The following is a 25907-nucleotide window of genomic DNA, read 5'->3' as shown; positions in this document are numbered from 1 at the left end:
GTCGATCCTCCTTCAAGTTACTGACCGATTGACCAAAACCTTTCGCAGAAACAATTGCTTCGGCTGCCCCAATAACCACGTCCCTATCCCTGTCTCTACTTCATGAAGTTGGTAACCCGCCTTCCGGTACAGCCGCCGTGCAGAAGCGTTATTTTCCAAAACATGAAGATAAATATTTTCAAATCCCCAGTCCAGCGCTGTTTGTTCGCAAGCTTGTAATAGCTGCTGAGCAACCCCATGACAGCGATATTCAGCTTGCACTGCCAAGTTAGAAAGGTAAAGATATCCAGTGCCTTGACGTGTGTGCCAGGGCTGAGAGGCTCGAACCGTTAGCTCGACGGTGCCGATCGGACAATCGACCATCCTCGGTATCGTGGCTAACTGGTGCAGATGTGCCGCATTGAACGTCTCTGTTTTAGAGGTATGAACCGCAACTAAACAGACATATCGGTGGGTCTTATTCCGCAATCGGCTCCGTAAGTCCTCGTAAATTCCCATTCTTAATAAGGGGTAAAGAAGCCCCAATATGCCTGCCTTGGAATGAAAGCTATTGACCAAAACCTCCGCCAAGCTTGCCAAGTCCTGTTGCTGAACAGATCGAACTGCCACAGGAAGTGTTCTGCCCCAAGGACTTGCACCTCCATTTTGAGGTAAGTCACCCGACCAGTTGCGAGGGAAAGGAGATGTAGACATGGCTGAATGAAATGGAATGCCTCTATTTTAGTCTGGCATTTTCGACCTAGCTTTTACGACTCGATCAAAGGAATTCCTGAGAACTCGCTACTGATTCGTTAAGGAAAAAACAAAAAGCATCAAATTTCTTTGCCTTCTTTTACTTTTCTCAAGGTTATGCTCTTCCAGAATTGGGAACTCTTTATGCAGGCATCTCTCCGAGATCAATGCTGAAAGCTATGAATGTAAAGACTAAAACCAAGTTCACGATCCTTGTTGTTGATGACGAACCGGATAACCTAGATCTGCTTTATCGCATCTTTCACCGCGAGTTCAAGGTGCTGAAAGCAGAAAGCGGCCCGGCTGCCCTAGAGATTCTCGATCGCCAGGGCGAGGTCGCTGTCATCATTTCAGACCAACGAATGCCGCTCATGAGCGGCACGGAGTTTTTGGGTCTGACGGCAACCCAATATCCCGATACGATTCGAATCATTCTCACGGGTTATACCGACGTGGGCGATTTGGTAGAAGCCATTAACTCTGGCAAAGTCTTCAAATATGTTACTAAGCCGTGGGACGACGACGAACTCAAAGTCGTGGTGCGCCAAGCCGCAGATACCCATAGCATTCTCAAAGCCCGTACTCAAGAGCTTCAGCGCACGCTGCGGCAAGAGTCGTTGCTCAATGCAGTCACCAACACCATTCGCAGTGCCCTCAGTTACCAAGAAATTCTCCAAACCATTGTGGAGACAGTCGGGCACATGTTTGAGGTAGACTGCTGCCTTCTCCGTCCTTTTCAAAACGGACACTTAGAAGACGAGTGGTTTGTCTACACGATTCCGGCTCCTGGTGCAGGACAAGCGACTTCAGAAATCTCTTTGTCACGAATGGATGGTAGCTCCAGCAGCCTGGCGCATACCCTTTGGGAAACCCGTCAAGTTCAGGTCATTAATGAGGCTCAAACTGACGAACGAATCCAGGGAGATGTAAAAGATCTCCGTCGGCAGGCATACCAGGCGGCTGGAATCGTCTCTAGCTTGATTGTCCCCCTTGTCCTTCAGCAAGATTTGATGGCAGTTCTGGCGTTGCACCAATGCGGTAAGCCGCGCACCTGGGAAGACGACGAAGTTCAGCTGATTAGGATGGTGGCAGATCAAGCTGCCCTGGCTTTGTCTCAGGCAAGAGCCTATGAGCAAGTCCGAGCTTTGGCGAAACGAGAGGCATTAGTTAACACCATTACGGCGGCGATTCGCTCTAGCCTCGATCCTCAGGAAATTTTTGCTGCTATTACTCAGCAGCTTGGGCAAGCGCTTCATGCCGATGGCTGTGCTTTGTCTTTGTGGACTGAAGAAGATGAGTTTGTCCAGTGCGTGGGTTTACATGATGCCAACGAAGAGCAACAGCCACTGTTACCGCAGTCTAAAGCTCCTATTGAGGGAAATCCTGTTCTGAAGCAATTACTGGAGACGCAGGCTCCAGTCGTGATTGATGATGTGAGCGATCAGTTAGAACTGAATGTGACTGATATGCTGCTCCGATCGCCTGCTCGTGCCCTCTTAGTCGTGCCCCTGCTATACGATGGCAAGATCATTGGCAGCATTTCCTTGCGCCAAACTCGCCAGCCTCGGCGCTGGGAAACGGCTGAAATAGGTCTGGCTCAGGCTGTAGCCGCTCAAGCAGCGATCGCCGTGCAGCAGTCTCGGCTGTACCAAACCATGCGGCAGCAGGCAGAGCAATTGCTTGAACTCGACAAACAAAAAACCGAGTTTTTTCAAAACGTCTCCCACGAGTTCCGCACACCCTTAACGTTAACAATTGGGCCTCTAGAATCTGCGGTTGCCCAAGAAGAAGGACTTTCCTACGACCAGTCTGTCATTGCCCTTCGTAACTCCCGCCGCTTACTCCGCTTGGTTAACCAACTGCTCGATTTGCAGCGCCTAGATGCAGGACTGATGCAGCCCAAGTTCCGTCCTTGCAATCTCTTGGAGTTTGTCAACCAAGTGGTCGGCTCCTTCGCCTCCTACTGCGAAAAGAAGCAAATCCGCCTATTGCCTCATTTAGAAGAATGTCCAGCAGTTTATTTAGATCTAGAAAAATTTGATAAAGTTCTCTACAACTTGCTATCCAATGCCATTAAGTTTACCGAAGCAGGCGGCAAAATTGAGATCATCCTCAGGCAGGAGGGCGATCATTGCTTAATGCAGGTTAAAGATACGGGCATTGGCATTCGTCCTGACCAAATTCCTCATTTGTTCGATCGCTTTCGCCAAGCCGACGGCTCAGCAAGTCGCAGCCATGAAGGCAGCGGCTTAGGGCTGTCTCTAGTGAAAGAATTGGTGGAAATGCATAGTGGGCAAGTTACGGTTGAATCAATTTACGGCGAAGGTACGAGCTTTTCTGTGTGGTTACAAACAGGGACGACTCACTTACCAACGGCTCAGATCATTGAGATTCCAGTAGAGATTGAACAAAGTCGGGCACAGGTTGAACTGGCAGATGTAGACACTGACCCACATCAACAAACCGAAAATCCGCTGCCCTCTGCTTTGGCAGTCGCCCCAACTTCCCCGTTGCCCACTGCGCCAGGTGAGGCAGAACTGGCAAAAACCGCCACAATTTTGGTGGTAGAAGACAATGCCGATATGCGGAACTATGTTTCTGGTGTGCTGCAACAGATGGGACATCGGATTTTGACTGCTCGGAATGGCGCTGAGGGTTTCCAGGTTGTCCAATCCCATCGCCCTAACCTCATCATTACTGATCTGATGATGCCAATGGTATCTGGGCTAGAAATGATCGGCATGATTCGTCAAGACGAGGCGTTAAGAGGAACTCCAATCATTCTGTTAACGGCTAAAGCGGATGAAGACACGCGACTAGAAGGAGCCGAAAAAGGAGCAGATGCTTACCTGTCAAAGCCTTTTAATAACCGGGAGCTAGTGGCAGAGGTGCGCAACCTGCTTGCCCTCAAAGAAAACGAGCAACGGGTCGCTGCGTTGAATACCTACCTGACCGAATCGGTTTTAGGGCGCTTCTTGCCGCCATCGTTAGTGAAGAAAGCGGCTGAGGGCAACCTGACGTTGGATTTACGTCCAGAACCGCGGATGATTACTATTTTGTTTAGCGACATTATTGGGTTTACGCAGCTCTCGAACAATTTGCGATCGCGCCGGGTTGCCGAACTACTCAACGAATATTTGACCGAAATGACCCACGCTATTTTTGAGAATGGCGGCACAGTAGACAAGTTTATGGGAGATGCAATTCTGGCAATTTTTGGTGCCCCCGAAGAACTTAGCCCTAACGAGCAGGTGAAACGCGCGATCGCCGCTGCCCGCCAAATGTATCGCTCCCTCGCGGCTCTCAACGATCGGTGGGAAGCTCAAGGCATCCCTAGGGTGCAGTTTCGCTGCGGCATTCATCAGGGCACTGCTGTTGTAGGCATGTTTGGCGGTCCGGTGCGATCGGACTATACGGCGATCGGTCCTAGCGTCAACATTGCCGCCCGGATTCAAGAAGCTGCCGAACCTAGCTCTATCCTCGTTTCCGCGGCTGTCGCAGATTACTTAGAACTAGAAGAAGACACCATTACCAAGTTCAGCCCGCTGCAACTAAAAGGCGTTGACGAGACTGTCCTCACCTTCTCTGTCCATCCTGATCCCTCTGTAAAAATGAAATCAGATCACTAGAACAACACTCATCACTCTAGTAAATCTGATCTCCCCTAAGTTAGTTCTGTGAACTGATCTCAATCCTCTAGCGGACTAAATGGGGATCAAACTTCTAGCGACCTCATGATCTTGTATCTATAACCTCTTGCCAACTTCCACATACCATCAGACACTAAAGTTTGGGAGTACGTGAAGTATAAAGAAACGGTTAAGAGGTCTTTGTGAAAAAAGTATTAGCAATCATTTTGGGCGGCGGTGCTGGCACCCGTTTATATCCTTTAACGAAGCTACGAGCAAAACCTGCCGTGCCTCTTGCCGGGAAGTATCGCTTGATCGATATTCCAGTTAGTAATTGCATTAACTCAGACATCTATAAGATTTACGTTCTAACTCAGTTCAACTCAGCCTCTCTTAATCGACATCTTTCTCGTACTTACAGCTTTTCTGGCTTCCATGAGGGTTTTGTAGAAGTTTTAGCGGCTCAACGAACTCCCGAAAACCCCAACTGGTTTCAAGGCACAGCAGATGCAGTGCGTCAGTATCTTCCCTTGTTCAAAGAATGGGACGTGAGCGAGTTTTTAATTCTCTCAGGCGATCATCTCTATCGCATGGACTATGCCAAGTTTGTGCAGCGCCACCGAGATACTGGAGCCGACATTACAATTTCGGTGTTGCCCGTAGATGAGAAGCGCGCCTCTGACTTTGGACTCGTGAAAATTGATGACCACGGAAAGATCATTGACTTTAGTGAGAAGCCTAAAGGCGATGCCCTTCATGAGATGCAGGTCGATACAACAACCTTGGGACTAACGCCTGAGCAGGCGATCGCCAGCCCTTATATTGCCTCAATGGGCATCTATGTATTTAGCACTCAGGTTTTGGTTGATCTTCTCAAGAAATATCCTGATCAAACAGACTTTGGTAAAGAGATTATTCCGGCGGCTTCCATAGACCATAATATTCAGGCGTATTTATTCAATGGCTACTGGGAAGACATTGGAACCATTGAAGCATTCTATGATGCCAACTTGGCGCTGACCCAGCATCCCCATCCTGCGTTCAGCTTCTACGACGAAAAGGCTCCTATTTATACTAGAGGTCGTGCCTTGCCACCTAGCAAGATGCAAAACTGTCGAGTGACAGATTCCATGATTGGCGATGGCTCAATTATGAAAGACTGTCAAATTCACCATTCAATTTTAGGAATTCGGACTCGGATTGAGTCGGGCTGCACCATTCAAGATTCCTTGTTGATGGGGGCAGATTTCTATCAGCCTCTTCCAGACCGAGAAGCTGATATCGCGCGGGGCAGTGTGCCAATTGGCATTGGTATGAATACAACTATTCGGCGGGCCATTATTGATAAGAACGGGCGCATCGGTCGAAATGTCCAAATCATCAATAAGGACAATGTTCAAGAGGCGGAGCGTGAAGATTTGGGCTTCTATATTCGCAGTGGCATTATTGTCACGATTAAAGGAGCGACGATCGCCGACAACACAATCATTTAATTCTCATTCTCATTCCTTCATGAACCCCAATGGGTCGTTTAGCTAAGCAGGTGCTTAATGGATAGCTTGGCGATCGCCTCCTTTTCAGCATAGGTTTCTAGCACCTGTTGGATCTGTTGGGCAGTCTGACAAAACGCTAACTCTCGATCGATCTCTTTCTTTTTCTGTAGAAGATGTTCTTCGAGGTTTTCTGCTAGTAAGTCTCCGACGGCTGCATCAGGTTCGAGCGTTTTACTGTTGTGCTTTTGTAGAAAAGGGATGCGATCGCGCAGACAGTAATCAATTTCGTTTAACCAGAAATCTAAATAGGGGTCATGGCTGGTTGCCAAGAGAATATCCTGCAATTGTCCTAACGCTTTATCGGTCAAAGTTTTTTGCAGTGCTAGTTCTAGGTAATTTTGGGCAGTTTGTTGTACCTGTTGCCTGTTTTGAGAAGGGGCTACATCAAGGGTGTGCGACACGTCTTCTTGGACATCGTAGAATAACTCTCGAAAATTTACCAAGCCTTGCTTAATCATGCGGCTCACTTCAACTTTGCTGACTTCGTGTTTTTGCAGCTTGAAGATGCGGCTAATTTGTTTGATAGTTAAGCCGTCCATGGTTTTCATTTTGAGAGCTTTGTATTCAGGCGATCGCGCTGCCATTTCTAGGCGATCGAAGGCGTGGTTAATTTGCCAAAAAATTCGTTCAACTTCAGACGGTTCAATTTCAGAGAGTTCACCCCTTGTGCAAGCCAGGGGCGATTGTTGCGGGGGTTGGCGATCGGCTTCAGCTTGCAAAATTTCATAGCACAGCCACTTGGTCAAAGCGCTGGGATTATTAATGAGAACATCAGGATGGGTATAACCCGCATAGAAAACGATGGTGCTTGCCTTCAACGTAATGTCATAAACCCGTGCATCAGAGGGTTCAAGATTGAGTTGCCAACAGGTACGGCGCACAAATGCCAAAATTGATCCAAACGCAGCAATAGGCTTTTCCATCAACGCCTTCAGCCGACGGCAAATGGGGATATCTCCTAAGGTTGATGATTCTGCTGTGATTAACTGAATCTGACCTAGCCCAATTTTCTCAACCAGTTCAGAAGCCGTTTTGACCGATAAGCTCTGAATTTGTTCTTCTAATTTTTTCCAAGCTTCATCAGAGACTGATAAGTTTCTTGCCCGCTTTCGTTCAGCTTTGGAGAGCATGGGTCTGCCACGATGACGGCTGTTTAAGGTTTGATCCAAGCTTGTCATTTGTCTCATCCAACTTAAAGTGATAGGGCTTATTTTATATGCGCATTGTTATTTGATTTGTCGTGAATCATACGTTTGTAAACTGATTTGTAGATAAGCACTGGCTCTGGATTCTCTTAGAAATGACATGCGCACAATGCGTACATATGTGTCCATCTGTACAAAAATAACGGTTGATCTGGCTTAAACTGCTCTGACGGGGCGATCGCTTTGATTTCCCGATCGGCGCTGATCCTCGTTAAATTTATCCAAAACATTAACTGAATGATTGAAAACTAGTCGTGATGGACAAAAGCCCATGACAAACTTACCTGCTGATTTGTGTGCTTATGGAAATTGCCCCGGAACTGATTTACAAGGGGCTGACCTACAAGGTTTTGACTTACGAGGCTGCGACTTAAGTAGCGCTAACTTAAGGGGAGCTAATCTTTCCGGCGCTAATCTTTCAAGCGCTAATCTTTCGGGTGCCGACCTCTCAGGTGCAGACCTACGGCGCGTTGACCTTAATAATGCCAACCTGTGCCATGCAAATCTAAGTGACACAAACCTCACAGGTGCCGATTTAATTAATGCGAATTTGAGCAACGCCAGCCTATACCGTACCGATTTACAGCGCGCTAACCTGGAACGCGCTGATTTGAATCATGCTTTTCTGATCGAAGCCCAACTCTTGGGAACGCGCTTGCGGCGCGCCAAGCTAAATAGTGCTCAATTAACCTGTGCCAGACTGGATGGCGCTAGATTAAGAGGAACAGATTTAAGCCATGCTGATCTTCAGGCAGTGTCGCTGAACCGAGCCAACTTGACCTTTGCCACCCTCCACCAAGCCAATCTTCAGGGTGCAAGGCTTATTGGGGCAGACATGCGAGGCATCAACTTAAGCAATGCCCAGTTAGCCAACGCAGACTTGAGCGGTGCTCTTTTAGTAGCAGCAAATTTGCAGGGTGCCAACCTGCAAAATGCTAAGCTGTTTCGGGCTAATTTAAGTGATGCCATTCTAGAAGGCTGTAACCTTGATGATGCAAAATTAAGCCGCGCTTACTTAAGCGGTGCCAATCTTAAAAATACGACCTTGAATCGGGCTGAAATGACTGAGGTGATTTTGCTGCGTGCGTGCTTGCAAGGGGCAGAACTCTGTCACGCTTTACTCAATCGGGCATATTTAAACGAAGCTGATTTGAGTGGAGCAACTTTGAATGATGCAAACCTGAGCAGCGCCAACTTAACCAGAGTCAATTTGCAGGGTGCCCATGTTATTGCAACTCGGTTTGAAGGAAGTTTGGGGATTGATGAAAGACTAAGAGATGATCTGAGCCAGAGAGGGGCGATCGTCATGCTGATTCCTCGTTATCTATATCCAGCAATACTGGGTCAAACTGAGTTAGAAACCTTGTGTCAAATCAACGAAGCCAAAGATAACATTACGCGACGTTATGATGACTTGAACGAAGCCTTGCAAGCCTTCCGAAGAATCATTGAGTTTGTTAAGGTCGCGGTTCAAGATCATCCCAAGCTGGCTCTGACTGATCCCTGTCAATTTGATCAGGAGCATGAATCCTTTAGAGAATTGATTGATGTTGAGCAAGAAAATATTTTTGCCCATTTGGAAACTGTTCATAATGGAGAGCTACAACAATGGTTATTGGATCAATATCCTCAAGAATTAGACGCAGTTCATAACAACATTCAGCAACTTAGTTGGTTGACCTATGCTTTCCATGAGCTTTGGATTAGCCTTTTAGATTGGATTGATGGTGAAGGCTATAATTCTGACCTACCTGAAGAATAAAGTCGAGTTAGGCATTTTGAGCTAGGTACGGCAATTTCCCTATTTCCAGCTTTGGAACCGAACCTAAATCACTCAAAGTCCTGATAGGTTAAGGATAGGTGTTTTATGTAAAATCCATAGGGAAACCGGAATGGCTGCGACTGATTTCAAAGATTATTATGCGACGCTGGGTGTAGGGAAAAGCGCCACTGCTGATGAGATTAAGCAGAGCTATCGCAAACAGGCGCGGAAATACCACCCGGACGTAAACCCTGGAGACAAGTCGGCAGAAGCAAAATTTAAAGAAGTCGGTGAAGCTTACGAGGTGCTGTCAGATCCAGATAAGCGGCGGAAGTATGACCAGTTTGGTCAGTATTGGAAGCAGGCGGGCACATCTGGCTCACCTTATGGTGGCGGAGTGGGTGCAAATAGCGTTGACTTTGGTAAATACAACAATTTTGATGAGTTTATTGATGAACTGTTGGGTCGCTTTGGGAGCACTCCTCCAGGAGCGCAGCGCAGAAGCAGCAGTAGCAGTAGCTATACCTATCGTCCGGGCGCACCAGGGTCAGGGTATGGAGATTTTTCTGGCTATGGTGGCGATCCGGCAGGGGCAGGACAGGATATTGAGTCGCCGATCGCCCTGACACTGGCTGAAGCGTTTCATGGCGTGCAAAAGCGCCTAAGTTTGAATGGCGAAATGGTAACGGTACGGATTCCAGCTGGGGCAAAGCCAGGGAGTCGGATTCGGGTGAAGGGTAAGGGACAGATTAATCCTTACAATCAGCAGCGGGGCGATTTATATTTAGTGATGGAAACGCAGCCCCATCCGTTCTTTCAGTTTGATGGGGATAATTTGTTGTGCGAGGTCGCGATCGCCCCTGATGAAGCGGTCTTAGGTGCCTCGATTGAAGTGCCGACCCCCGAGGGTTCTGTCACGATGAATATTCCCGCAGGCATTCGCTCAGGGCAAACTTTGCGGCTGCGGGGCAAGGGATGGCGGAAAGTTAAAGATGGCAGAGGGGATCAGCTTGTCAAGGTCATCATTGTGCCGCCGACTGATTTAACCGAGGTGGAGCGAGAGTTGTACGAAAAGGTACGAGCGAGTCGAGTGTTTGACCCTCGTAGTCAGTTGAAATCGGTCAAGCTATAGGATACTGTCGTATAGAATCCGACTGTCAAGACATCTGACTTCGCTAGCCAGCCAGATGTCTGGGGTTTCTAAATTATTTGTTGAGTCTCGAGATTGAACAATACCTGCAACGTCTGCATGGCTTTCCGGCGTGCCTCAATGTCTTGTTGAGCGCGAAGTTGTACCATTGGGTCGTGGAGAATTTTGTTAACAATGCCGCGTGTTAAGGCTTCAATAACTTCTTGATGCTTTTCGCCAAACTCGGAGCCTAGGCGCGAGAGTGCTTTTTCCATTTCCTGACTACGGATAGTTTCGATTTTGTTGCGAAGGCTGCTAATGGTGGAAATCGTGTCGAGCGATCGCCACCAAATATCAAATGCTTCTACTTCTTCTTCCAAAATTCCTTCTGCTTCCAACGCCATTTGGCGGCGACTTTCCTGATTTTGCGCCACTACTGCCTTCAGGTCATCCACGTTAAACACCCAAACATGGGGCAGTTCGTTGGCATCGGCGGCAACGTTGCGCGGCACGGCGATATCGAACAGCATAAGGGTTTGATGAGGTTCTAGGACAGCTTCTAAGCTAGTGCGATCGAGCAGGGGTTCGCTAGTTGTGGCGGCAGTAAATACCAGATCTGATGCAGCAACGACGGGGATGAGATCTGCTAGGATGCAAAGCTTCAAATCTGCATCCTTAAACTGCTGCGCCAGTTCTTCAGCGCCTTGCATAGAGCGGTTGACGATCGTGATTTGCGTCGCGCCTTTAGATAATAGATGTTGCACCACAAGGCGCGACATCTTGCCTGCGCCAATAACGGCAATTTGACTAGCAGCAAGGTTTTTCACCTTCATTTGTGCCAGTTCGACGGCTGCCGAGCTAATGGAAACAGCACCTGTACCAATGCTGGTTTCGGTGCGGACTCGTTTGCCGGCGGTTAGAGCTTGCTTAAAAAGTTGGTTAAGGACGCGCCCAATGCCTTCGCACTGTTGCCCTACTTTGTGAGTGTGCTTGACTTGGGCTAGAATTTGCCCCTCACCCAGGACTAGGCTGTCGAGTCCGGCAGAGACACGCATCAGATGGCTGACAGCATCTTGGTGGAGCAGAGTAAATAGGTAGGGACGAAGTTGGAGCAGAGCAAGCTTGCTGTATTCTGCTAAAAACTGGCAGACTTCCCGGACTCCTTGCTCAGTTTCGCGGACGACTAGATAAACTTCGAAGCGGTTGCAAGTGCTAAGGATAGTTGCTTCTTCAATGTGGGGGTAGCTGCAAAGGTGAGCGATCGCCGCTTCCATTTGCGGGGTGGGAATGCTCAGTTTTTCGCGCACTTCTACAGGGGCTGTTTTATGGCTCAGTCCCACGACAATTATGTTCATCCTTCCTCCCAAAATTTTATCTGACTGTCTGTTAGCATCGCTAATTAGGGCAAATCTAACAGGCTAAAAAACGAGCGTTTCTTATAGTTTGCGTGTTTTAAACAAATACGTGAGTGCGAACATCACTCAAACACCAATTAACAGAAAGTTTACCAATTCTCTGTAATCCTTAGAGCAGCAATGTTTGCGTTAGAGAGGACAGACAACGTAAATTTTTGTGAATGCAAGAGACTGCGAATACAAGAGACTTTTGTGAATGCAAGAGACAGTGAAAGACAGACGAGCCACTCTACTAGAACGGCTCGTCATTAGTGAATCGCAGCGTGAACTCCGCTTCCTCTGCTCTCTTAAGGAAGAGGCTAAAGGGTTAAGTGCAGCGAGAGAAACCTCTCCCTAAACCCCTTTCCTTCAGGAGAGGGGCTTTGATATCGGCTCATACTTTCACTCGTCAACATTAGATTTGAAAATAACTCAGTTCCTTAGAGGATGTCTGAGAAGTATCAAAGATTCTGACACTCGCCCCCCAACCCCCCATTTTGGGGCAGGACTTCCGAGCCAGTCCTTCTTCAAAGTCCCCCAAAATGGGGGATTTAGGGGGTGGATTGGATAGCAACCTAGACTTCTCAGACAACCTCTTACTTCAATTCGATGTGCTTGGGCTTGTTCCACATGTGGACAGAATCTACAAACCGAGCAGTTTTGGACTGATTGGAGATAACTAAGCTTTCAGTACGAGCGCCGCCGTTAAAGAAGCGTACACCTTCCATTAATGTGCCAGAGGTAATGCCACAACCCGCAAACAAGAGGGTTTTGCCTGAAGCTAGCTCATTTGCCTCATAAACTTTGTCAGGGTCAGTGATGTTCATAGACTTGAGGCGATCGACGTTGCTTTCGCGACTCTCGCCAATCAGACCCGTCTTAACAATGGCAGGATCGTAAATCAATTGACCTTGGAAATGTGCGTCCAAGCAGACCATTGCCGCCGCTGAAATAACGCCTTCAGGAGCAGCACCGATTCCCATCAGGGCGTGAATGTTGGTTCCAGAGAAACCACAGGAAATAGCTGCTGAGACATCACCATCTGAAATTAGGCGAACTCTAGCGCCTGCATCCCGAATTTCTTGAATTAAGTCAGTGTGACGATCGCGCTTCATCACCACAATCACGAGTTCTTCGATCGCCCGATCAAGGCACTCAGCTAGAATTTTGAGGTTTTCGGTGGCTGACTTATTAATGTCAACATGACCTTTAGCAGCTTGGGGCGCAGCCAGTTTCTTCATATAAAAGTCGGGGGCGGCAAATAAGCCACCTTTCTCAGCGATCGCCAGAACCGCCATAGAGCCAGGTTGACCATAGGCGCAGAGGTTTGTGCCTTCGCAAGGGTCAACAGCGATGTCAATTTCTACCAGTTCTTCAGGGTTACAAAAGTCCTTGGCATCGGGCTGGGTACAAACTCCCACTTCTTCACCGATGTAGAGCATGGGCGCATCGTCTCGTTCGCCTTCACCAATCACGATCCGACCGCGCATATGAATTTTATTCATCCGTTCCCGCATGGCTTCTACTGCCACATGGTCAGCCATGTTCTTATCGCCTTTTCCCATCCACCGAGCCGACGCGATCGCCGCTTGCTCAACGACTTCAATAATTTCTAAACCTAATGTACTTTCCACCGGGATACCCTCTATAACTATTGATTTAACGCTGTTCTGTGGACTCTGACCTGGACTATGCCCTAGTAAGAAAGTCTATCAGAAGTCGGGATCAGCACGTTATGCAGAGACGAAGAGCAGGTACTTTTTTGATTAGTACAGAGAAACTAATTAGTCAAATCACGCTAGGATCGATTCACGTTAGGGAGTTGCAATTAAATAACACCCTGAATCGCCCCCTAAATTCCCCATTCTGGGGGACTTTGAAAGGTGGTTCGGAAGTCCCCCAGAATGGGGGATTTAGGGGGCTGAAAAGTCAATGCATCTCACTGGGGTTGTATTTTCATGCAACTCTCTTAGCAAACTGACTTTAACCTTAGAGGTTAGAAACTTTATGGGATCGGATCAACTCCCTGGAGAGTTAACGATAGAATTGTTAAGAACTATTTCCTGCCTTGCCCCTAGTTTTCTTTAGTCCCTGTCCTCCTCTAGCCGCCCCCTATGCCCAAGCGCACCCGCACCGCTGATATTTCCAGTGCTGATCATCCTCCTAGTGCTGAACTTCAGAATGGCAATGGCAAATACTCGCCAGCCAACCCCCAAAATACAATTCGCATTCGGGGAGCACGGCAGCACAACCTCAAGAATATTGATCTGGAAATTCCTCGCGATCGCCTCGTTGTCCTGACTGGAGTTTCTGGCTCAGGCAAGTCTTCCCTTGCCTTCGACACAATTTTTGCAGAGGGACAGCGGCGCTATGTTGAATCTTTAAGTGCCTACGCCCGTCAGTTTTTGGGACAGGTTGATAAACCGGATGTCGATGCCATTGAGGGGTTAAGTCCAGCGATCTCGATTGATCAAAAATCAACCTCTCACAACCCGCGATCGACTGTCGGCACGGTGACAGAAATTTATGACTATATGCGATTGTTATATGGGCGAGCAGGCGAACCCCACTGTCCTCAATGCGATCGTTCCATCGTGCCGCAGACGATTGATCAAATGTACGATCGCATCATGCTACTGCCCGATCGGACTCGGTTTCAAATTCTTGCACCTGTGGTGCGGGGCAAGAAGGGAACGCACAAAAAGCTCATTTCGAGTCTTGCCTCGGAGGGCTTTGTGCGGGTGCGGATTGATGGCGAGGTGCGGGAACTGAGCGATTCGATCGAATTAGAGAAAAATCAGTTTCACAATGTTGAAATTGTGGTCGATCGCTTAGTCAAAAAAGAAGGTATTCAAGACCGCATTGTCGATTCGCTAGGCACCTGTTTGAAGCGATCGGAAGGGATTGTGATTGTCGAAGTCATGCCCGACGCTGAGAACAATGTGGTGGAACTCAAAAATCCTGACCTGCAATTGGCGGTATTGCCAGCTATGGCGGCAGAACCAGCAGGCAAATACGGTAGAGAAAAAGACACTGATCTAAAATCTGTCGATTTGGTTTTCTCAGAAAACTTTGCTTGTCCAGAACACGGGGCAGTCATGGAGGAGCTATCGCCGCGATTGTTTTCTTTCAACTCGCCCTATGGCGCTTGCCCTAACTGCCACGGCTTAGGCACGCTGAGAACTTTTTCAGCAGAATTGGTGGTGCCCGATCCTAGTTTGCCTGTGTACGCCGCGATCGCCCCCTGGTCAGAAAAAGACAACACCTATTACTTCTCACTTCTTTACAGCGTCGGGCAAGCTTTCGGGTTCGAGATCCAAACCCCCTGGAATCAACTCACACCCGATCAGCATCAGATTATTTTGCACGGCTCAGATGAGAAAATCTACATCGAATCCGACTCCCGCTACCGCGACACGAAGGGCTATTCGCGTAAGTATGAAGGCGTTTTGCCGATGTTAGATCGGCAGTATAAAGACACTACCTCAGATTTATACAAGCAGAAGCTAGAGCAGTATTTGGTCGATCAACCTTGCGAAGTGTGTCAGGGCGATCGCCTCAAGCCTGAAGCGCTCTCGGTTCGGATTGGGCAGTACGGCATCAAAGACTTTACAGGTGCCTCAATCCGGGAATGTTTAGAGCGGGTCAACGATGCCAACCTCACCGCTCGTCAGGCACAAATCGGTGAACTGGTACTCAAAGAAATCAAAGCGCGTCTCCAGTTTTTGCTGGATGTCGGGCTAGATTATCTAACACTCGATCGTACTGCCATGACGCTCTCTGGCGGCGAGGCACAGCGGATTCGCCTAGCCACCCAAATTGGGGCAGGCTTAACCGGAGTTTTGTACGTTTTGGATGAACCCAGCATTGGACTGCATCAGCGCGATAATGCACGGCTACTCAACACCCTAACGAAATTGCGAGACTTGGGTAATACACTAATCGTCGTGGAGCATGACGAAGACACCATGCGGGCAGCAGACTACATCGTTGATATTGGCCCTGGTGCAGGGGTTCATGGTGGGCGGATCGTTTCTTCGGGTTCACTCGAAGATTTGTTGAACTGTGAAGAATCGCTGACTGGGGCTTACCTTTCTGGGCGGCAAGTGATTGGTACTCCCGCTGAACGCCGGGAAGGTAACGGTCGCAGTTTGCGCATTCGGGATGCCTACCGCAATAACTTGCAACACATTGATGTTGATATTCCCCTAGGCAAACTGGTGTGCGTCACAGGCGTATCTGGCTCAGGCAAATCAACTCTGGTGAGTGAATTACTTTATCCAGCACTCCAGCACCATTTTGGACACAAAATTCCCCATCCCAAAGACATGGAGGAGATTGGTGGACTGAACGCGCTTGATAAAGTAATTGTGATTGATCAGTCACCCATTGGACGCACACCCCGATCGAATCCTGCGACCTATACAGGTGTCTTTGATGTTATTCGTGATCTCTTTTGTGAAACCATTGAGGCGAAAGCTAGAGGTTATAAGCCAGGACAGTTTTCGTTCAACGTTAAGGGCGGACGCTGTGAAGCTTGCAGCGGACAGGGTGTGAACGTCATTGAGATGAACTTCTTACCTGATGTGTATGTTCAATGCGAAGTGTGTAGAGGCGCACGGTACAACCGAGATACGCTACAAGTGAAGTACAAGGGCAAGTCGATCGCCGATGTTCTTAGCATGACTGCAGAAGAGGCGCAAGACTTTTTCCAAAACATCCCTAAAGCCGCTGCCCGCCTGCAAACCATGGTAGATGTGGGTTTGGGCTATGTCCGACTTGGGCAAACTGCGCCCACTCTTTCTGGTGGAGAGGCACAGCGCTTAAAGCTGGCAACGGAACTTTCGCGGCGGGCAACAGGCAAAACGCTGTATTTGATTGACGAACCGACAACTGGGCTTTCATTTTACGATGTTCACAAGCTGCTGGATGTATTGCAAAGGCTGGCAGATATGGGCAACTCAATCTTAGTGATTGAGCATAATTTGGACGTGATTCGCTGTAGCGATTGGGTGATTGATCTGGGCCCTGAAGGGGGCGATCGCGGCGGCGAAATTGTGGCGATCGGCACACCGGAAGAAGTGGCGAAGAATGAGCGATCGTATACGGGGCAGTATTTGAAGCAAGTGTTGAAGCAGCATCCAGCAGGCAAATAGGCTAAAAACTTCTGAGTAATCTCTCAGACCTTTCTCTCATGCGACGATAAACTCTAACCAGTTTATGTAAACGTAAGGAGCTTATATCAGTGGCAGATAACTCTTTAGCTAAGGCTCGTGATTTTGGGCTTTTAAGTGGAAAAAATCGAGTACGAAACGCAGTTGGAAGAACGGATAAACTTGACTTCTATCAATTTAATATATCCGGACAACAGACCTTATCGCTCAAGTTGAAATCGCCACGGTTCTCTGATATTAACTTTTCACTACTCAATAGCAGTGGAGCCACAATTGGCAAGGGCGATCGCTCGAATGGTCGCACTAAGCCTATCAACACAACGCTTCAAACTGGCATTTACTACATCCGAGTACGGTCTGCTAGTAATAAACCAGTCCGCTACAGCCTTGTTAGCGAAGCTTCGGTTCCCACTACAATTCCTTCAGTCCCAGGTATGCCTTCAGGTTCAGGTGTTCCCCCAGCACCTGTCCCATCCACTGTTGATGTCGGAATTCTTACAGGTACACAGATCCTTCCAAGGCAGGCTGTTGGAGGTAGCGCCAATCCTACCGATTCATATCGATTCACTTTGTCTCAAATTGGCAGCTTTAATGCGACAGTGAGCAATGTCATTGGCAATGCTGCTATGCAACTTTACCTTGACTCTAACGGTAATGGTGTAGCAGACAGTTCGGAATCCTTTTTGTCTGGGAGTGGTTCCAATGGAGCAAGTTCGCCTGTCTCGGCGACAGCTTTGCCTGCGGGTAATTACATTCTTCAGGTCAAATCTAATAGTTTCAATAACTCAGTAGGTTATGATTTGATCCTCTCAACCACCCAAAATCCTGGCAACATCTCGCCTGATCCAGGCAGCGAGGCACCAACTGCTTTTGCCTTAGGTAGCCTGCCAAATACATTAGTTGCGAAAGACTATATTGGTGAACTCGATAACGTAGACGTTTATCGATTTACTGTGAACACAGTTGTAACCGCTAATATCAACGTTGGTAGCATCTCTGAGAATTCTGTAGACGTTACTTTATTCAAAGATAATAATACTAATAATCTTATAGATAGCGGGGAGCGAGTTACCTCTCGCATCTTTTCTAGCGGTAGCGTAGCTCAAACTATTAGCCGTACTCTAGATGCGGGGACGTATTTCTTGAGCGTTGATCGACGAGGTTTTTCTGACAACTTAGTTTATACCCTTACTATTCAAGGCTAAACTCACCAAAGGGTTGGAGTGGGCATTTTGAACGATACCCACCCCACAAGAATTTCTACGAGAATTAAAAACTAAGGACAGCGAGTCACGGGTTCTCTGGTTCCAGCGTTAATGCGGGTGAAATTATTTAAGTTAACGATCGCGCTGTTATATTGAATGCGATCGCCCGTTTTCACGCCTCGCCGTACTCGCAAGAAACCCGCAGCATCCCAAACCGCAAAGCGATCGCCTGCGCTAATGACCGATGCATCTCCCTGCTCAACTGCAATTCCAGTTAAGGTATTTTCTCTAACTTGACCATTCAGACAAATTCCTACGTTGTCAATTTGCCCATAATTCCCGGTAACTTGGTTGCCTTGCTTACGAAACACAAACAGAATGCCGCCATTCTGCAACAATTCCTCATCGCTGACGATCGCACCGCTAGGACGACCTGTCCAATATCGATAGTTACCATCTGGCAGATTGGAAATAAGCGTGGCAGGTGGTCTTGTTGCGTTAGGGGAGGAGGTTGGGGTAGGAGAGGGCGTCAGGGTAGGAGAGGGTATTGGAGTGGGAGAGGGCGACGGTATCGCCCTGGTTTGGCAGGTTAAAACTGCATTTACAGGTGCAAAACCTTCAGGATCATCATTCCCCAGTAAGGTTGTGTAATAAGTAGGCGTGTTCAACATTAACTGACGGGCAGCAGCAACATTGGTGTTGTAAAAAGTCAGTTCTCGACGTTGGGCGATCGTCACAGCCGTTTGGCTTCCACTTACTGGAGAGGGAAGTTGTTCATAAATAAACGTTGTGTTGCCTTCAGCCTCACGGATTGTCACAAAGGCTCTCATGCCCAGCGGATTTTGTTTTCCTGAATTGGCATCAAAACTACAGGTGGTACCGGGTTGTGGGCGAGGAGGTTGAATTTGTGGGCGGGTTTGAGTCTGAGCAGAGGCTATAGACAAGGCACCAATGCTCAGAAGTGCAGTCACTGCGCAAGCGGGCATTAGAGATTTAAGAACAGATTGTTTAAGCATATTTTTACTGCTGTGGTAATAAAAGTGAATCGAAGCTGACGAGCAATACACAGGTAACGATGAACTTTGCAGATATTGCCAGGATGTTGCCGATATCGCTAGCAAGCAAACGCTACAGGTACACAATATCAGACGATTCGCTTTTGCTACTCGGGCAGTTTATATTGCGCTACAATCCGTTTCGCGTACTCAGGCACATGGGCTTCTAGCTTTTCAGGATGGTTCCGCTTGACGTAAAGGTAATTGCGGGTAAAGTGCGAGTCGATAGAGAAACGGGCGTATTCCAAACCTTTGGGTCCAATCTTTTCAATGACAACGCCCATGATTTTGGCTGCCCACATTGGCAGGGTTACCCCTTTATCATAGGCAGGAATGCTTTGTTGAACGGCATTATGGCGATCGCCCACCGACATCACAGCCTGGGTTTCAATTAAATCTTGCACCAAGTCCAACATCTCTCGCCCTTGCTGATTGCGAACTACAATCCACTGCCAGCCAAAGGGTGCGCCCATGTATCCCACCACCAAATCGGCAAGAGAATTCACGTAGTCGAAACAACTCATGCAGGAGGGCGCAAAGACATCCTTAAGCTGATTCGTTTTTAAGCCAAAGAAAGGAACGGTTTCAGTTGAGCCATCTTCGTGCTTAAAATGCACCCGAAAATCTTGCATAAACTCGTAGGAAACCACGGTATCAGGCGATCGGCTAGTTGTGTCTAAAAACTTCTGCAATCCGGCGCGAGTCACGTTATCGACGCAGGGCGTACCCAACACATAGAGCTTTTCTAGCCCTAACTCTTTTTCTACTGCCCGTAATGCTTGAATCTGACAGCCCACGCCAATGACCAGCAGCCGCTTCATGCCAGATTTCTCAATTTGCTCTAGCACCGACAAATTGGGAGATAGGGTGGGTTTATTAACTCGTGCTGCCAAAATTTCTTCGGCTGTGCGGGCGATGATGGGCATTGGCTGGAAGCGATCTTCCTGGGTATTTTGAACGCAAACGACTCCTTCGACCCAGCCCCGATTGAGCATTTCAATGGCGATCGTGCTGACAATGCCTGTCCACTGTGCCCCGGCGATCGGCTCCAGCTTTCGGGCTGCCATCATTTCCTGGTTTACCCCAAAATACCAATCGTTCTGATCCTCTAAGTTGCGGCTGCGTCCGTGGGTCTGCTCCTCTAACGGCGCAATTTGCTGATTAATGAACGCACAGGCTTCTTTGACATAATGAACGTAGTAGGTATCGCACAATCCGCATTCGCTGCAAAGTTCTTTGGCAGGACGGCGGCTATTAGGCTGAAGTGCTTTAGCTTTCTTATGCTTGGCAGAATTGGGGGTGGCAGAGTTGGAGGTAGCAGTCATGGGGCAAACAAAAGTGCTGATTATTCTCAGGTTAACAGGACTTGGTCGGTTAGCGGAATTTGAAGAGACAGGCTTCAAATCGCCCTTGCTAAGCAGGATCAGAAATAAAACACGCCCCAGAGTCTTAGCAGGCTAGGTTGGCAAAAACTTCTGGGCGATCGCCAAAATTAACTGATATGTTACATCGCCTTTTCGAGGAAAAACGCGAATATAGTACGTTCCCTCTGCCAGTTCAGCCGTAATAGTATCGCGCTGCTGGCTACCTTTTTGCGAAGAGAAAAGTACTTTCCTTGGCTGGTTTAAAAGCTGAAGATCAGCGTTTCCTTGATTTCGGTTGCGCAGGGAAAGGGAAATACTGCTGGATCTCGTTAAGGTAAAGCGATAGAAATCTACTGGATCATTCGTGCCGACGAACGCGGTTTTTACTGTACTTCTAAATTGGGCAGTTATCGGGCTACCCAAGTTATAGGCTTGGGTGGGGGTGTTTCCGGCAAGGTCTTGATACATTTGTTTTTTTTGCAAAAGATCTTCGGGCTAAGGAGCTTTAGGCTCAAGCCTCTCAGTATGCTTTTCGCTGAAGCATTCTTCTCTCCGGTTGATTCCAAAAAATTTGTTCATTAGCAACAAATCGAAACGCTAAACTTCTGGCACACTGAAGCCGATGTGCTTTAGGTTGGTTATGAACACTTTAGAAATGACCCAAACGCTTTTAGATGCAAAAAAAGCTAAGGGGCTGAGTTTTGCTGATCTTGAAACGGTGATAGGGCGAGATGAGGTTTGGATTGCAGCTTTGTTTTATGGGCAAGCGATCGCTTCAGAAGATGAAGCCACTAAGCTGCTGTCGTTCCTAGGCTTAGGCGCTGAACTGGTGGAGCCTTTAATGACTTCTGGGGTTAAAGGCTTGGGGGGAGTAGTGCCCACAGACCCGCTCCTTTACCGATTTTATGAAATCATGCAAGTCTATGGAATGCCGATGAAGGCAATCATTCATGAAAAGTTTGGTGATGGGATCATGAGCGCGATCGACTTCACCTTGGATATTGAGAAGGAAGAAGACCCCAAGGGCGATCGGGTCAAAGTTACTATGAATGGTAAATTTCTACCCTACAAAAAGTGGTGAGTCCATCGTCGCGATCGGGTCAATCCTAGCGATCTGATTTAATAAAGTACGACGGGATTCATCAGACTTGTGCCAAAGGGAAGTGAATCTCGATCGCTTTCAGAAGTCTCAACTGTTTTTGAAATTCTACTTTGCTACCATCCAATTCTCTCCAGCACCTATCTCGACTAACAGCGGTACACTCAATTCTGCCGCCGCTTCCATGGTGGTTTTAATTTGAGGTTGTAAGATTTCCCATTCATCGGACGGCACTTCAAACACCAGTTCATCATGCACTTGCAGCAAGAGCTTTGCCTGGTACGGCTTGAGGATTTCGTGCAGCCGCACCATGGCGATCTTAATAATGTCGGCGCTGGAGCCTTGAATAGGAGCGTTGGCGGCTTGGCGCAGCATTTGGGCATCGTACTGGTCGCGCAGTTTTAAGCGCTCGAGATTAATGCTATTAGGGTCAGAGCCTTTAAGTTGTCTGAGGCTTTCGCTGTTGAAGTTGAAATACCGCCGCCGTCCTTTGATCGTGGTGACGTAGCCCAACGCGATCGCCTCTTGCTGCATTCGCTGGAGATAGTGAAAAATACCAGAGTAACGCTCGTTGAAGCGATCGATAAAGATCTTTGCCTCGTTTTTCCCAACTCCTACTTCCCGCGCAAACCGCTGTGCCCCCATGCCATAAATCACGCCAAAGTTGATGACCTTACCAAACCGTCGCTCCTCGGCAGTAATCTCGTCCTTCTCGAAGATCAGCTTGGCGGTAATGGCATGGACATCATCATGGTTGCGATATGCCTCCAACAACACAGGCTCTTGGCTCAGATGCGCTAAGATGCGCAGTTCAATTTGGGAATAATCGGCAGCCACCATCAGCCAACCTGATTCTGGAATAAAGGCAGCCCGAATTTGGCGGCTAAATGCTGTGCGAATCGGAATATTTTGTAAGTTAGGGTCAGAGGATGACAGCCGCCCTGTTGAGGTAACCGCCTGGTTGAAGTCAGTATGAACCCGTACTGTGTCTGAACGCACTAACTGGGGCAAGGCATCGACGTAGGTAGATTTCAGTTTAGTCAGCGTGCGGTGCTCTAAAATTTCATCAATGACGGGATGATCGCCCTGTAGTTTTTCTAAGACAGCCGCATCGGTGGAATAGCCCGTTTTAGTTTTGCGAGATTTTCCCAGATCAAGTTTCAGCGTGTCGAATAATAGTTCGCTCAGTTGCTTGGGTGAGCTAAGGTTAAATTCTTTCCCTGCCGCCCCATATGCCCGTTTCTCGATCGCCTGCAAATCAATCTCTAACCGCTTAGAAAATTCCTTTAAATATGCCTGATCTATCCGAATGCCCCGATTTTCCATTGCCGCCAAAACGGGCTCCAAAGCAAGCTCTACCTCTAACAGCAAGGCATAGAGTTCTGGTGCCTCTTCTAGCTCTGCCAGCATTTTGCCGACCAGTTGGTAAGTAAAATGCACATCCATGCCGCAGTAATGTGCCACAGCCGAGATAGCAATATCTGCAATGTTTTTACCCTTGGGCACTAAGTCTACATAGCTTTGGGACGAAAACTCTAAATAGCGCAATCCTAGTTCGCTCAAGCCATGCTTTGCCTCAGGATTCAGCACATAGCTAGCCAGCATCGTGTCGAACACCACGCCCTGAAGCTCAATGCCTTGAAAATGCAAGACTCGGCGATCGAACTTGGCATTTTGCAGTGATTTGGGATAGTCCGTACTTTCTAAAATGGGGCGCAGCGCTTCCAGCACGATCGCCAGTTCTAGATTTTTTCCAACCTGATGCCCCGTAGGAATATACGCCATATCGCTTAAGCCTGCTCCCCAGCAGCAACCAATGCCCACCAAAGCAGCATTTCGCGGCTCTAGAGCAGTTGTCTCCGTGTCCCACGCCACAGGCGAAACTGCATCTCGATGAGTTTTCAGGCGTTCTACCAGTTCAGCCAGCTTGGTAGGCGTATCAATAATTTGAGGCACGATCGCCGCTTCAGTCATCCGCTGGCTGGTTTTAGTCTCTTCTGCACTAAAAAACCAGGTGTCGCCCCCTTCAAAAATCGGCACAACTTTCTGGCGATCGGGCTGAGGAGCAGGAGTCAGAAGCTCTGGGGCAACTTCGCCCCCAAATTGATGCTGCAACTGATTAATTTTGCTGAGGAAAAGCTTGAACTCTAGTTTCTCCAACAGCGGCACTACGGCATCGGCATCAAAACCCTTGAGTCGAAAGTCTTCTATGTTGGCAGCGATCGGCACATCTAAATGAATTTGCGCCATGTATTGTGAATGCCGCGCCATGTCCTTGCCGTCTTCCAGCTTGGTTTTAACAGCGCCCTTGATTTTATCCAACGACTCATAAATTTTCTCCAACGAGCCGTAGGTCTTCAACAACTGCACCGCTGTTTTGTCACCAATGCCGCGCACGCCCGGAATATTATCCGATGCATCGCCACATAATGCTTTGTAATCCACAATTTGAGACGGCGAAACGCTCATCTTCAGGGTCACTTCCTCAGTCCCAAATTCCTTGGGTGGGGGTGTGCCTTTGCCATAGCTAGTGCTGAGATAAAGCACCGTCACCAGTCCTTCAGGATCGACCAGTTGAAACAAATCCCGATCGCCCGATAAAATCTGCACCCGCATCCCGATCGCTTTAGCCTGGGTTGCCAACGTGCCAATAATATCGTCTGCCTCATAGCCCGACAGCTTCAACACAGGCAAATTGAGCGCCGTCAAAATTTCCTGAAGGTTCAGAATATCGGGAATAAAATCCTCTGGCGTTTCTGCCCTGCCTGCCTTGTAGGTTTCGTCGGCTTCGTGACGAAATGTTGGGTCGCTCAGGTCGAAAGCGATCGCCACATATTCCGGCTTTTCTTGATCCAACGTATCGAGCAAAGATTTGAGAAAACCGTAGGAAACGCTCGTAGGAATACCCGTCGAAGTTCTCAGCCCACCGTCTCGCCCTTTGGCATGGGCATAATACGAGCGAAAAGCAAGAGAATGCCCATCAATCAGAATGAGCTTGGGGGCAGAAGAGTCGAGGGGCATGGCAAAGAGGCTATGGAAATACTTAATCTCTACACCATAATGATAGAAGTTGTTGAAACCTTATGAATTGGGACAAAATCTGTGACTTTGGAAGAAGTGCTAAACCAGGTCAAGCAGCTTTCCTTAATAGATAAAGTCCGGTTAATTGAGCGAGTTGCCCCTGAAATTGAGCGAGAGCTAACGACAGATAAGGTTAGTCCTCGGAAATCTCTGTGGGGACTGTGTGCCGACTTAGGAGGTGCACCCTCAGCGGATGAGATTGAGCAAGTTCGGCAGGAAGAGTGGGCGAACTTTCCGAGGGAAGATTTTTGATGCCACGACTTGTTCTTGATACTCATGCTGTTATTTGGTACCTATTTGCAGACCCGCGTCTTTCTATAACTGCTCGTAATCTAATTGAGCAAATTGCGTTCGAGGGTAACCAAGTTGCTTTCTCATCCATCACCTTGGCAGAAATTGTTTATCTTGGCGAAAAGGAACGAATTGATAGGACTACACTGACACGGCTATTGAGCGAGGTAGACAGTGAATATGGCTTATTCGTGGAGATCCCATTTGACAAATATGTTGCTCAGGCGATGCAACAGGTGGAGCGATCGCAGGTTCCAGACTTGCCTGATCGGATTATCGCGGCGACAGCGCTTTTTTTGAGGTTGCCGCTGATTAGTCGCGATCGCAAAATTCAAATGTCTAGTGTTGAAACAATTTGGTAAACAGTGACAGTAAAGAGTCTCTAATAAGCGAGTCTACTAAGAATTGGTTTATAGAGAACACTCGCTCTTTATAATGAATGGCGTTATGTGATGTTAAAGAAAGCCATGCCCCGATCGCTCCCTTCACTACCACCCCAAGCCTCTGTCATGGGGCTGCCTGTGCATCTACAATCCAACTATGTAGACTGGCTCCTATCCCAATTGCAGCAAAAAAAGGGTGTGCATATTGTCACGCTCAATGCTGAAATGGCGATGCAAGCAGAACAAGACGAAGCCCTGGCAACTGTGATTCGTCAAGCCGAGTTGGTCATTCCTGATGGGGCAGGCGTAGTGTTTTACCTGAGGTTGCGCGGCAAATTGGTAAACCGATGTCCTGGAATTGAGTTAGCCGAAATGCTGTTAACGCGCGCTGCTTCGCAGATACCGCAAGGGTCGCCCGAACTTGCGCCTTGTCCTATTTTCTTCTACGGTGGTGCGCCCGGAGTCAGCGAGGCAGCAGCAGTAGAATGGCAAAGACGAGCGCCGGGAGTAGCGATCGTAGGTACCCAAAACGGCTATATCACCCCCGCCGAACAACCCCAGCTTCTACAAACCCTAGCCGAGCTTCAGCCCCGCATTATCCTCGTAGGGCTAGGCGTACCTCGGCAAGAATTTTGGATTGCTGAACACCGCCACATTTGCCCCAATGCCATTTGGATTGGCGTAGGCGGCAGTTTTGATATTTGGGCAGGCAGCAAAGATCGCGCCCCCGGCTGGCTCCGTAACAATAACCTAGAGTGGACTTACCGACTTTATCAAGAGCCTTGGCGCTGGCGGCGAATGATGGCGCTGCCCCAGTTTGCCCTGAAATCATTGACTTATTGGTAGAGTCA

At 48.2% G+C, this 25907-nt stretch carries 19 protein-coding genes; 11 read left to right on the top strand and 8 right to left on the bottom strand.

The genetic code is table 11. The features are described from left to right. Positions 1-12: 12 nt before the first annotated feature. Positions 13-693: a GNAT family N-acetyltransferase gene (locus KME11_09410; protein MBW4515429.1), complete on the bottom strand. Its 681-nt coding sequence runs from the start codon at positions 691-693 to the stop codon at positions 13-15. Positions 694-911: 218 nt separating this feature from the next. Here KME11_09410 and KME11_09405 point away from each other — a divergent pair, with 218 nt between their 5' ends. Continuing rightward, positions 912-4361, top strand: coding sequence for a response regulator (locus KME11_09405; GenBank protein ID MBW4515428.1), 3450 nt, complete (start codon positions 912-914; stop codon positions 4359-4361). A 203-nt stretch (positions 4362-4564) separates the two neighbouring features. Continuing rightward, positions 4565-5854, top strand: a complete 1290-nt coding sequence (locus KME11_09400; GenBank protein ID MBW4515427.1) for a glucose-1-phosphate adenylyltransferase — start codon at positions 4565-4567, stop codon at positions 5852-5854. A 38-nt stretch (positions 5855-5892) separates the two neighbouring features. On the opposite strand, the gene KME11_09395 is transcribed toward KME11_09400, so the two are convergent. Beyond that, positions 5893-7092 (bottom strand): hypothetical protein, encoded by a 1200-nt coding sequence (locus KME11_09395; GenBank protein MBW4515426.1) that lies wholly within the window; start codon positions 7090-7092, stop codon positions 5893-5895. A gap of 298 nt (positions 7093-7390) precedes the next feature. On the opposite strand from KME11_09395, the gene KME11_09390 reads away from it, so the two are divergent. Continuing rightward, positions 7391-8881 (top strand): pentapeptide repeat-containing protein, encoded by a 1491-nt coding sequence (locus KME11_09390; GenBank protein ID MBW4515425.1) that lies wholly within the window; start codon positions 7391-7393, stop codon positions 8879-8881. Between the two features lie 130 nt (positions 8882-9011). Further along, positions 9012-10013: a DnaJ domain-containing protein gene (locus KME11_09385; protein ID MBW4515424.1), complete on the top strand. Its 1002-nt coding sequence runs from the start codon at positions 9012-9014 to the stop codon at positions 10011-10013. 68 nt (positions 10014-10081) lie between these two features. Here KME11_09385 and KME11_09380 read toward each other — a convergent pair whose 3' ends face one another. Then, the gene (locus KME11_09380; GenBank protein ID MBW4515423.1) at positions 10082-11365 is read right to left on the bottom strand and encodes a glutamyl-tRNA reductase; all 1284 of its coding nucleotides are present in this window, start codon (positions 11363-11365) and stop codon (positions 10082-10084) included. A 256-nt stretch (positions 11366-11621) separates the two neighbouring features. On the opposite strand from KME11_09380, the gene KME11_09375 reads away from it, so the two are divergent. Continuing rightward, on the top strand, positions 11622-11762 hold the full coding sequence (locus tag KME11_09375) for a hypothetical protein (GenBank protein MBW4515422.1): 141 nt from the start codon (positions 11622-11624) through the stop codon (positions 11760-11762). Between the two features lie 238 nt (positions 11763-12000). On the opposite strand, the gene glpX is transcribed toward KME11_09375, so the two are convergent. After that, on the bottom strand, positions 12001-13038 hold the full coding sequence (gene glpX, locus KME11_09370) for a class II fructose-bisphosphatase (protein ID MBW4515421.1): 1038 nt from the start codon (positions 13036-13038) through the stop codon (positions 12001-12003). Positions 13039-13518: 480 nt separating this feature from the next. Between glpX and uvrA the strand changes: the two genes are divergently transcribed. Further along, complete coding sequence (uvrA, locus tag KME11_09365; protein MBW4515420.1) at positions 13519-16560, top strand: excinuclease ABC subunit UvrA; 3042 nt, start codon at positions 13519-13521, stop codon at positions 16558-16560. Positions 16561-16649: 89 nt separating this feature from the next. Further along, complete coding sequence (locus KME11_09360) at positions 16650-17783, top strand: hypothetical protein (GenBank protein MBW4515419.1); 1134 nt, start codon at positions 16650-16652, stop codon at positions 17781-17783. A 71-nt stretch (positions 17784-17854) separates the two neighbouring features. On the opposite strand, the gene KME11_09355 is transcribed toward KME11_09360, so the two are convergent. The 3 genes from KME11_09355 to KME11_09345 all read right to left on the bottom strand — a co-directional run bounded on the left by KME11_09355 (position 17855) and on the right by KME11_09345 (position 20670). Beyond that, positions 17855-18754, bottom strand: coding sequence for a hypothetical protein (locus tag KME11_09355; GenBank protein MBW4515418.1), 900 nt, complete (start codon positions 18752-18754; stop codon positions 17855-17857). A 191-nt stretch (positions 18755-18945) separates the two neighbouring features. Next, on the bottom strand, positions 18946-20163 hold the full coding sequence (locus tag KME11_09350) for a Coenzyme F420 hydrogenase/dehydrogenase, beta subunit C-terminal domain (protein MBW4515417.1): 1218 nt from the start codon (positions 20161-20163) through the stop codon (positions 18946-18948). Positions 20164-20295: 132 nt separating this feature from the next. After that, entirely contained in the window at positions 20296-20670 is a 375-nt protein-coding gene (locus KME11_09345; protein ID MBW4515416.1) for a pre-peptidase C-terminal domain-containing protein, read from the bottom strand. Positions 20671-20842: 172 nt separating this feature from the next. Between KME11_09345 and cynS the strand changes: the two genes are divergently transcribed. Then, entirely contained in the window at positions 20843-21283 is a 441-nt protein-coding gene (gene cynS / locus KME11_09340) for a cyanase (GenBank protein ID MBW4515415.1), read from the top strand. A gap of 126 nt (positions 21284-21409) precedes the next feature. Here the strand turns inward: cynS and polA are convergent, their stop codons facing one another. Next, positions 21410-24322 carry a DNA polymerase I gene (gene polA, locus KME11_09335; protein MBW4515414.1) on the bottom strand — a complete coding sequence of 971 codons (2913 nt, stop codon included), beginning with the start codon at positions 24320-24322 and terminating at the stop codon, positions 21410-21412. A gap of 81 nt (positions 24323-24403) precedes the next feature. On the opposite strand from polA, the gene KME11_09330 reads away from it, so the two are divergent. The 3 genes from KME11_09330 (at position 24404) to KME11_09320 (ending at position 25902) form a co-directional block, all read left to right on the top strand. After that, complete coding sequence (locus KME11_09330) at positions 24404-24634, top strand: hypothetical protein (GenBank protein MBW4515413.1); 231 nt, start codon at positions 24404-24406, stop codon at positions 24632-24634. Then, positions 24634-25035: a type II toxin-antitoxin system VapC family toxin gene (locus KME11_09325; protein ID MBW4515412.1), complete on the top strand. Its 402-nt coding sequence runs from the start codon at positions 24634-24636 to the stop codon at positions 25033-25035. Before KME11_09330 ends, KME11_09325 begins: the two co-directional genes overlap by 1 nt. Positions 25036-25140: 105 nt before the next feature. After that, positions 25141-25902 carry a WecB/TagA/CpsF family glycosyltransferase gene (locus KME11_09320; protein ID MBW4515411.1) on the top strand — a complete coding sequence of 254 codons (762 nt, stop codon included), beginning with the start codon at positions 25141-25143 and terminating at the stop codon, positions 25900-25902. Positions 25903-25907: the final 5 nt, after the last annotated feature.

It is taken from the genome of Timaviella obliquedivisa GSE-PSE-MK23-08B, assembly GCA_019358855.1.
GTDB classification, from domain to species: domain Bacteria; phylum Cyanobacteriota; class Cyanobacteriia; order Elainellales; family Elainellaceae; genus Timaviella; species Timaviella obliquedivisa.
The sequence above is the reverse complement of the archived record's forward strand: the minus strand, read 5'-3'. Positions and strand labels throughout refer to the sequence as shown.

Coding starts and splice junctions, on each gene's coding strand:
- KME11_09390 (MBW4515425.1), top strand. CDS start 7,391: ATGACAAACTTACCTGCTGATTTGTGTGCTTATGGAAATTGCCCCGGA.
- KME11_09380 (MBW4515423.1), bottom strand. CDS start 11,365: ATGAACATAATTGTCGTGGGACTGAGCCATAAAACAGCCCCTGTAGAA.
- KME11_09325 (MBW4515412.1), top strand. CDS start 24,634: ATGCCACGACTTGTTCTTGATACTCATGCTGTTATTTGGTACCTATTT.
- polA (MBW4515414.1), bottom strand. CDS start 24,322: ATGCCCCTCGACTCTTCTGCCCCCAAGCTCATTCTGATTGATGGGCAT.
- KME11_09385 (MBW4515424.1), top strand. CDS start 9,012: ATGGCTGCGACTGATTTCAAAGATTATTATGCGACGCTGGGTGTAGGG.
- KME11_09345 (MBW4515416.1), bottom strand. CDS start 20,670: ATGTATCAAGACCTTGCCGGAAACACCCCCACCCAAGCCTATAACTTG.
- KME11_09320 (MBW4515411.1), top strand. CDS start 25,141: ATGCCCCGATCGCTCCCTTCACTACCACCCCAAGCCTCTGTCATGGGG.
- uvrA (MBW4515420.1), top strand. CDS start 13,519: ATGCCCAAGCGCACCCGCACCGCTGATATTTCCAGTGCTGATCATCCT.
- KME11_09410 (MBW4515429.1), bottom strand. CDS start 693: ATGTCTACATCTCCTTTCCCTCGCAACTGGTCGGGTGACTTACCTCAA.
- KME11_09350 (MBW4515417.1), bottom strand. CDS start 20,163: ATGACTGCTACCTCCAACTCTGCCACCCCCAATTCTGCCAAGCATAAG.
- KME11_09375 (MBW4515422.1), top strand. CDS start 11,622: ATGCAAGAGACAGTGAAAGACAGACGAGCCACTCTACTAGAACGGCTC.
- KME11_09405 (MBW4515428.1), top strand. CDS start 912: ATGAATGTAAAGACTAAAACCAAGTTCACGATCCTTGTTGTTGATGAC.
- KME11_09395 (MBW4515426.1), bottom strand. CDS start 7,092: ATGACAAGCTTGGATCAAACCTTAAACAGCCGTCATCGTGGCAGACCC.
- cynS (MBW4515415.1), top strand. CDS start 20,843: ATGAACACTTTAGAAATGACCCAAACGCTTTTAGATGCAAAAAAAGCT.